The sequence below is a fragment of the Aquibium carbonis genome (assembly GCF_003970795.1).
GTDB lineage: Bacteria > Pseudomonadota > Alphaproteobacteria > Rhizobiales > Rhizobiaceae > Aquibium > Aquibium carbonis.
This window is the reverse complement of the sequence record NZ_RWKW01000177.1, coordinates 1-7,541: the sequence shown is the minus strand read 5'-3', so window position 1 is coordinate 7,541 and position 7,541 is coordinate 1. Positions and strand designations below refer to the sequence as shown.

The following is a 7,541-nucleotide window of genomic DNA, read 5'->3' as shown; positions in this document are numbered from 1 at the left end:
GCGGCTGCAGCCGTTCGACCACCGCCCTCGCCTCCTCGACGCGCCCGAGATCGCCTGCGACATGCGCGACGCCGGGCAGGTCTGGCGCGCGGCGGCCGAACGAAACCACCAAATCGCCGCGACCGACCAGACCTGCGGCGATCCAGCGACCGATGAAACCGCTCGCGCCGGTCATGAGGATCGGCCGGGTCAACGGTCTTCCAGCGGCCCGGCGCCGCGCAAGACGCTGCGGTAATCCTCGACCGTCCCCACATCGGCCCATTCCGCGGTCGAGAAGAACTGCCGCACCGGGACGTCTGTCGCAATCATTCGCGCCAGCAGGTCGGGCATGTCGATGCGTTCGCCTGCCGTCGGCAGGACGTCGGCCACGGCTTTCGCGTTCAGAGCATAGGCGCCGAGCAGGATGGTGTGACAGACCTCCGGCTTTTCGCGCAACCGCAGCACGCGCCCGTCGGCGTCGGCCTCGACGATCCCGAAACGCAGCCGCTCGCGCCACTCGCCCGCGGCAAGGGTCGCGGCCGCGCCGCTGTCGCGGTGGTGGTGGAAGAGCGCGCCGAAGTCCAGATCCGTCACGATGTCGCAGTTCACCACGAGGAAATCGGGAGCGAGATCGGCCACGAGCGCAAGTCCGCCAGCCGTCCCAAGCGGATGCGGCTCGACCGAGACGCGCAGTGGCACGCCGCGCCAGGCCGTGCCGAGCGTCTCGGCCATGAGATGTCCCATGTGTCCGGCGCAGATCACCGCTTCGGTCATGCCGCAGGCGCAGAGCCGGTCGAGCAACGCACCGACCAGCGACGTGTCTCCGAGCGGCAACAGCGCCTTCGGGCGATGTCGTGTCAGCGATGCAAGCCGCGTTCCCAGCCCGCCGGCCATGATCACCACCTGCATGGCTAGACCCGGTAGTCGTCTGTACGGCGATGGCCGTCACTTCGCCCATCGTCCCGTCGAAGTTGGTCGATCGTGCGGGCAATGCCTTCTTCCAGCGACAGCCGGGGCCCCCAGCCGGTCGCTTCGCGAAAGCGGCGGTTGTCGGCAGTCAGCCGGTCGACCTCGCCGCTGGCCGGCCGGATCCGTTCGGGATCCGTCTCGACCTCGAGCCTGCGGCCGAGGATTTGCCCCACGATCTCGACCACGTCCGCCACCGAAACCGACCGCCCCGTTCCCAGATTGTATGGCCCGAGGCCGATGTCGCCGGCGGTCGCGGCCGTCAGAAGCGCCGCCGCCGTGTCGGCCGCATAGGTGAAGTCGCGCTGCGGCCAGAGGCTGCCGAGCCGAAGCCCGTCGCCCCGAAGCGCCTGCGCGATGATCGTCGGAATGACGGCGCGCCGGCTCTGGCGAGGCCCGAACGTGTTGAAGGGGCGGATGATCGTCACCGGCAGGTCGAAGCTCTGGTGCCAGGCGCGCCCCAGTGCCTCGGCCGCCACCTTGGTCGCGGCATAGGGCGACTGCGGTTTGAGCGGATGCGTCTCGTCGATCGCCGCCGTCTCGGCGTCGCCATAGACCTCGGAGGTGGAGACCAGCACCACGCGCCCGACGCCGGCCAGACGTGCCGCCTCCAGCACGTTCAGCGTGCCGGTGACGTTCGTCGCCACGTAGCTCTCCGGTGCGGCGAGCGAATAGGGGATCCCGATCAGCGCGGCGAGGTGGACGACCGCGTCCGCGCCCTCGATGATGCGAGCCAGACTGCGGCCGTCGGTGATGTCGCCCCACACCATGTCGGCCCGCGACAGCGTGTCCGGATCGAGGTCGACGAGGTTGCCGATGCCCCCCTGCGAGGAATAGCGCAGCATCAGGGTCGTCGACAGGCCGGCGGCAAGGGCCGCCTCGGCGAGGTGGCTGCCGATGAACCCGCCCGCGCCGGTGACCACGATGCCTCCCGTCCTGCTCACGCGAACTGCCCCGTCATGCCTTGCGCCCCCTGCCGATGAATCGAGGCGGGTCCATCACCTCGATCACCGCCCTGCCCTCGCAGCCGTCGAGGAAAACCTCTTCCACGGCCGAGCGGCTGAAACGATAGTAATCGCATGGATAGCCGTGAAGTCCCAGTGTCGGGGTCGATGCCGCTGCGGCGGCAGGGGCATTGCCGCCGACCAGGGCGGCCAGCCGGCGGCGCCAGCCGCGTGGGCGGCCGCGCATGGCGCCATATCCCGGCACTCCGACGATCATGCAACCGCCGGGCCGGGTGACGCGGCGCATCTCCGACAGGCTGAGCCAGAACCGCGCATCATGCTCGAGCATCGAGTTGCAGAGGACGAGGTCGAAATGGTCGGACCCGAAAGCCGCCAGGTCGTTCGCATTGCCGCGGATCACGGTCACGCCCGCGAGATCGCCTCCGGCATCGAGCCCCACCGCGACGCGTTCGCCGGCCCGCGACAGCACAGGGAGGTCGATCAGCGCCGCCTCGCCGGCATGCTGCCCCACTTCCAGCACGCTTGTCGGCGGCGGCAATTCCAGGATCAGCATTTCGAAAGCCGACCGAACGTCAGGATGCACGAAACCTCCCCATGAAGCGGGCAAAGCAGCCGGCCGCCGGATCATCGAGCCCATATCCGAAAGCCCGCAGCGTCGGCCCGAGCACGCGAAGCGCAGCCCGCTGCTGGCCGGCCGGCCTCCGACGGTGCTTGCCGACGCTGCCCTCGTGCACGGTGGAGGCCGACGCGTCCACGCCTTTGTCGTCCATGGCAAGGCCAAGGGCGTCGAAAAGCCCGCGCATGGTGCCGACCGGATCGGCGATCACGGCCTCGTAGCGGATCTCGTGGTAGCGCTCTCCGGCCATCGTGCCGAAGGCGCGGCCCACGGTGACGCTGTTCACCCAGTGCTGCGCGTTGAACACGTGCGGCGTCCGCAGGTACGCCCTCTCGGTGAGCTTCAGCCCGTTCCAGCGTTCGATGTCGTCGGTGCTGAAATAGATCTTCTTCCAGAACGCGCTTTCCGGCGCCACGTGGTCGCAAAAGGCGACGTCGCGGCCGTCGCGCAGCAGGTGAACGAAGGACGCCTCGGGGAAGATCCGGTGCAGCAGCGGCAAGGCATAGCCGGTCTCGCAGAGCTTCCACCCCCAGGCGCAGCCTTCGGGCCGCCCGCGCAGATGCGCCGTGATCACGTCGTGCGCCAGCGCCAGGATGTCGTGATCGCCGCGCGCAAACAATCGGCTGAAATCGGGAAAGTGCCGCAGCACCAGCGGCTCGACCAGACGAAGGATGTCGGCGGAATCCTCCGATTCGTTCCGCCTCTCGCCCAGCCAGATGCCGCCCGCCATCATCAGCCTGGCCAGGAGGCGGCTTCCCGAATGCGACTTGCAGTACACGATGACCGGCGGCGGCAGGTGCGCGAACGCGGCGCGCAACTCCGACATGGCGGCGCTCGGGCTCGTGATGTAAGCGTCCATCGATGAGCAGCACGCCTCCCCGCAGCCGCGATATGTCAGCAGATTCGAATAGACGCGGCAAGATCGCCGTCGTGATCCCCTACCCCCATTACGGCGGCGGCGAACGCCTGGTGTCGCTGATCTGCCGTTCGCTGCGCGCCGACGGGTACCAGGTCGAACTGCGTATCGACACGCGCCGGTCGCTGGCCGGGAGTTCGCTGGGCGACTGGTTCGACGGCGCGGTCGATGGATGGCGGACGTTCGGCTCGGACGATCCTGCCGCTGCCATCGCCGCCATCGCCGAGCCGGACACCGCAGCCGTCGTCTGGTGCAATTTCCCCCCGGCGATCGCGTTCGCAACGGCGCTTTCGGCCGCGCGCCGCTCGCTGCGCCAGGTCGCCTTCCTGTTCAATTCCACCGATGGCCGCGACCGCCTGCGTGTGCTCGCCCCCTGCATCGACGTGGTCATCGCCGAAAGCCTGGACGTCATGACCAGCGTCGGCGAGATGCGTCTCGACGGTCCGCCGACACGACTGATCCCCAGCGCGCCGGCCGTGACGGCCGTTACGGCCGTGCCGCGCCCCCGCCGCGACGGCCGCGACGGCCGCCGTCTTCTCGTCGGCTTCATCGGCCGCATGGACCCGATCAAGGATCCGCACGCCGTCCTGCGCGTGGCCGCGCTGCTGCCGAAGGCGGAATTCGCCTTCGTGCTGGCCGGCAGCGGCGAAATGCAGCGTCGGGTGCGGTGGGACGCCCTGCGGCTTTCCCTGCGTCGCCACGTGCGCTGGCGCGGTCGCCTCGACGACGACGCCCTTGCGCGCCAGTTTGCCGCCCTCGATGTCCTCCTGGTGCCGTCGCTGCTCGACGGACGGCCGCTCGTCGTCCAGGAAGCGCAACGGCGCGGCGTGACGGTCGTGGCCAGCCGCGTCGGCGGCATCCCCGAGCTCGTCGAGGACGGATCGACGGGCCTTCTGTGCGAGCCCGGCGACCATGTCGCCTTCGCCGAGGCGCTGCGTCGTCTCCGGCGCGATCCGACCCTGCGTCGGTCGCTTGCCGACGAGGCGCTTCGGCGCGTCGAGGCGCAGGAGCCGCTCGCCGCCCGCCTCGCCCGCTACAAGGAGGCCATCACCGGAGCCCCAGCCACCCCAGCCGCTTCACCGCCGAGTCCCTGAGCCGCTGCTTGAGGTTTCGGCGGACCCGCGCCGGAACGAAGGCCTGCGCCAGCACCAGCGATCCGAGCGACGCGTTCAGCCGCTCGTGGAACAGCCCCTCGCCGACCGGCGCCGGCCGACCGACCGCCTCAAGCAACGGCCGGGCATCGTCCGAAGCGCGCGCTTCGCCGGCAAGCGCGGCCTCGAGCCGGCCGCGCATGTCCTCTGGGACGCCCGGCGACAGCACGTGCCGCAGCGCCTCCGTCCACCCGTCGCCCCGAACCTTCACCACCCCTTGCGCCTCGCCCCAGGCGGCGTAGCCGGTCTCGTCGGGCACCACCGGCACAGCCCCGATCATGTGTGCGACGAGGATCGTGGCGTCGCTCTTGCCAGGCAGGTTGCCGGTGCGGCCGGGCGGATGGACGATCACGGCCGGGGCGCGGCGCTGCCAGCGATGCAGGAAGGTGAGGAAGTCGGGCTCGAACGGCTCCCACGCGGCCTCCACGCCGTCGAGGAACGGCCGCAGATTGTCGCAGGCCACGATCCGGGGCAGCGGTCCGAGCGCCGCCAGCGCCGGCATCACCTGCCTGCGCAACGCCTCGCCCCGGAACGTGCCACCGATGAAGCCGATCCCCTCCGCCGGGCGCGTCGGCCGCGGCCAGTATCGCGACACTCGCGGCCCGAGAACAGCGATGCGGTCCGCTGGAAAGCCGATCGCTCGCGACAGCGCGTCGCCCAGGGGTGCGGTCGACACGATGATCCCGCTGATCCGCTCCGACAGGCTGGCGATCCGGTCGGGTCGATAGGCGGCGAAACTCGGATACTCCGCCGACAAGGTCGGGAAGTCATCGTCGACGAACCAGTACACCGGCACCCCGATGGCCCGCATCAGGTCGACGACGCCCGATTCCAGCCCTTGCGCCAGGCCGCGAACGAAGACCACGGCCGATGCCGCGCACAGCCAGCCCAGGTCGGCCGCCGGATGCGACGGCCGCAGGAAGCGCAGGTTCACGCCCCTGGAGCGGGAGAAGGCATCGAAATAGAGCAGGCACGAGGCGTCGCACGCGCCGAGCACAACGATGGTGGGTGCTGCGGGATCATACGACCTGAAGCCGGCCCGCTGCGGCGACAGGAGATCCGTGCGGAGCGCTTCGCCCGGATCGTCCGCCGATCGCCGGGCCAGGATCCGCCCATCGCACAGCGGCTCGCAAAGCTCGTGCGTGACGGCCGCGAGGTCGCTCGACCAGAACCCGTCCCAGCGCCAACCTTCGAGACGCGCGGCGAACTCGCCCGCCAGGGCCGTCGAGAGAATCAGTCCGCCGCCGGGGACGCGCGCCGACCGGGCGGCATTGGCTCGCGACGGTGCGGCCAGCGCAAACCCGTCCGCCCGCAGGACGCCGCCGAGAAAGGCCTGGCGTCCCTGCTTTGCCATCGCCTCGGCCGCGAGCCCGCTCTCCCCGGTCGGTTCGGTGCCCTCGGGCAGCAGATGGACGGCCTCGCCCTGTCGCGCCCCCATCTCCCGCCACAGATCGGACGGCGACGAGAACAAGGCCGGCCGTTCGTCGTCGATCCGGCACCAGGCCGCGCCGTCAGCGGCGATCCCGATACGGACCTGAATCGGAGGCATGGCTCATACGCCCCGGAGGCAAGGCCTCAGAACGGAATTTCGTCGTCGAGGTCGCGCGAAAAGCCGCCACCGCCACCGCCCCGGCCGCCGCTGCCGCCGCGATCGTCCATCGGGCCCGACGAGCCGAAATCCGAGCCACCGCCGCGACCCGACGACTGGCCGCCCGAATAGCCCACCGACTGGCCTTCGCGATCACCGCGTGAATCGAGCATCTGCAACTCGCCCCGGAAGCGCTGCAGCACGACCTCGGTCGTGTAGCGCTCGACGCCGTCCTTCTCCCATTTGCGGGTCTGCAGCTGGCCCTCGATGTAAACCTTCATGCCCTTCTTCAGGTACTGTTCGGCAACCTTGGCGAGCTGGTCGTTGAAGATCACGACATTGTGCCATTCGGTCTTTTCGCGGCGCTCGCCCGACTGCTTGTCGCGCCAGCTTTCCGACGTGGCGATGCGCATGTTGACGACCGGGTCGCCCGAGCCGAGACGGCGGATTTCGGGATCGGCTCCCAGGTTTCCCACCAGAATGACCTTGTTCACGCTTCCTGCCATCTCGAAATCTCCACGCCTGTCCGAAACCGTTCGCCACCGCGAAACCCGCGCATCCTATACAGGAAAGGCGAAGCGGCCGCAGGGTTGCGGACGAAAAATGCGCCCCTGTCCACACCAAGTTTCGTTCCCGTTATGTTCTATCGCAGATCGGCAACGGGCGCAAGATGGCCACCGCGACCGGCAGACGCCCCCGCAGCGGCGCGGCGCGGGTCCCGGTCAGGGCGTCGCCTTGGCCCGCAGCAGCGTGTTCTGGACGTCGCCCTCGACCTGGTCGATCACCACCAGCCGGACGGTGTCCGGCCCGACGGAGGCGCCCTGGTGCCAGATGTCGAGCATCTCGACGATGAAATCGCCGGCGCGGTAGGTGGTGGCGGCGCCGGTCTCGACATTGGTGACCAGAAGCTCGCCTTCGAGCACGTAGGCGTAGCGCATCGACGGGTGCTTGTGCACCGGCAGCGTCGCGCCCGGCGCGATCTCGAAGAGCGAGGCGATGACGCGCGCGTCCTTCTGCGGCAGGACGATCGGCTGGCCGGCGGCCGTGACGTTGGTGCTGACGAGCGGCGTGACCACGACCGGCTGAGGCGCCGTGTCGTCGAGCGCGAAAGCGGGACCGGCGGCCAGCGCCGCGGCGGCGAGAATCGTGGCACGGATGCCGATGGTGGTCATGTGCATGGTCGTTCTCCGTCCCGAATCGAATGCCGCACATCCTGCGCGGCGAACAGCGGGGCTGCAACGGCGGGATGCGCGGGATGGTTGACGAGGCGTTGCGGGATGGCCGGAAACGTCCCCGAACAAACGCCCGCGCGCCGCGTGACGGTGTCTTTACCGCCCGGCTCGTCGGATCCGACAGTGAG

Annotated in this window: 9 protein-coding genes and 1 pseudogene; 1 reads left to right on the top strand and 9 read right to left on the bottom strand. The window is 69.7% G+C overall.

The features are described 5' to 3' along the window. The 5 genes and pseudogenes from EJC49_RS25425 to EJC49_RS25405 all read right to left on the bottom strand — a co-directional run. Positions 1-193 (bottom strand): annotated as a pseudogene (locus EJC49_RS25425) (NAD-dependent epimerase/dehydratase family protein); the annotation flags it as partial. Then, positions 190-888, bottom strand: a complete 699-nt coding sequence (locus tag EJC49_RS25420) for a nucleotidyltransferase family protein (RefSeq protein ID WP_126702710.1) — start codon at positions 886-888, stop codon at positions 190-192. The gene EJC49_RS25420 and the pseudogene EJC49_RS25425, both read right to left, overlap by 4 nt. A gap of 2 nt (positions 889-890) precedes the next feature. Next, positions 891-1,889, bottom strand: a complete 999-nt coding sequence (locus EJC49_RS25415; RefSeq protein ID WP_126702709.1) for a GDP-mannose 4,6-dehydratase — start codon at positions 1,887-1,889, stop codon at positions 891-893. Positions 1,890-1,902: 13 nt separating this feature from the next. Beyond that, entirely contained in the window at positions 1,903-2,493 is a 591-nt protein-coding gene (locus EJC49_RS25410; RefSeq protein WP_170314870.1) for a class I SAM-dependent methyltransferase, read from the bottom strand. Next, positions 2,483-3,385 (bottom strand): sulfotransferase family protein, encoded by a 903-nt coding sequence (locus EJC49_RS25405; protein WP_126702707.1) that lies wholly within the window; start codon positions 3,383-3,385, stop codon positions 2,483-2,485. Before EJC49_RS25405 ends, EJC49_RS25410 begins: the two co-directional genes overlap by 11 nt. Positions 3,386-3,456: 71 nt before the next feature. On the opposite strand from EJC49_RS25405, the gene EJC49_RS25400 reads away from it, so the two are divergent. Then, on the top strand, positions 3,457-4,536 hold the full coding sequence (locus EJC49_RS25400; protein WP_170314869.1) for a glycosyltransferase family 4 protein: 1,080 nt from the start codon (positions 3,457-3,459) through the stop codon (positions 4,534-4,536). Here EJC49_RS25400 and EJC49_RS25395 read toward each other — a convergent pair. From EJC49_RS25395 to EJC49_RS26000, 4 genes are all read right to left on the bottom strand, one after another. Beyond that, positions 4,490-6,142: a hypothetical protein gene (locus EJC49_RS25395; RefSeq protein WP_126702705.1), complete on the bottom strand. Its 1,653-nt coding sequence runs from the start codon at positions 6,140-6,142 to the stop codon at positions 4,490-4,492. The two genes, EJC49_RS25400 and EJC49_RS25395, sit on opposite strands and share 47 nt — an antisense overlap. 26 nt (positions 6,143-6,168) lie before the next feature. Beyond that, the gene (gene ssb, locus EJC49_RS25390) at positions 6,169-6,687 is read right to left on the bottom strand and encodes a single-stranded DNA-binding protein (RefSeq protein WP_126702704.1); all 519 of its coding nucleotides are present in this window, start codon (positions 6,685-6,687) and stop codon (positions 6,169-6,171) included. Positions 6,688-6,903: 216 nt separating this feature from the next. Further along, a complete protein-coding gene (locus EJC49_RS25385; protein WP_342635386.1) occupies positions 6,904-7,359 on the bottom strand; it encodes a cupin domain-containing protein in 456 nt (151 codons plus the stop codon). Then, positions 7,350-7,541: hypothetical protein (locus tag EJC49_RS26000; RefSeq protein WP_210211875.1), on the bottom strand; the 192-nt coding region annotated here is incomplete at its 5' end. The genes EJC49_RS25385 and EJC49_RS26000, both read right to left, overlap by 10 nt.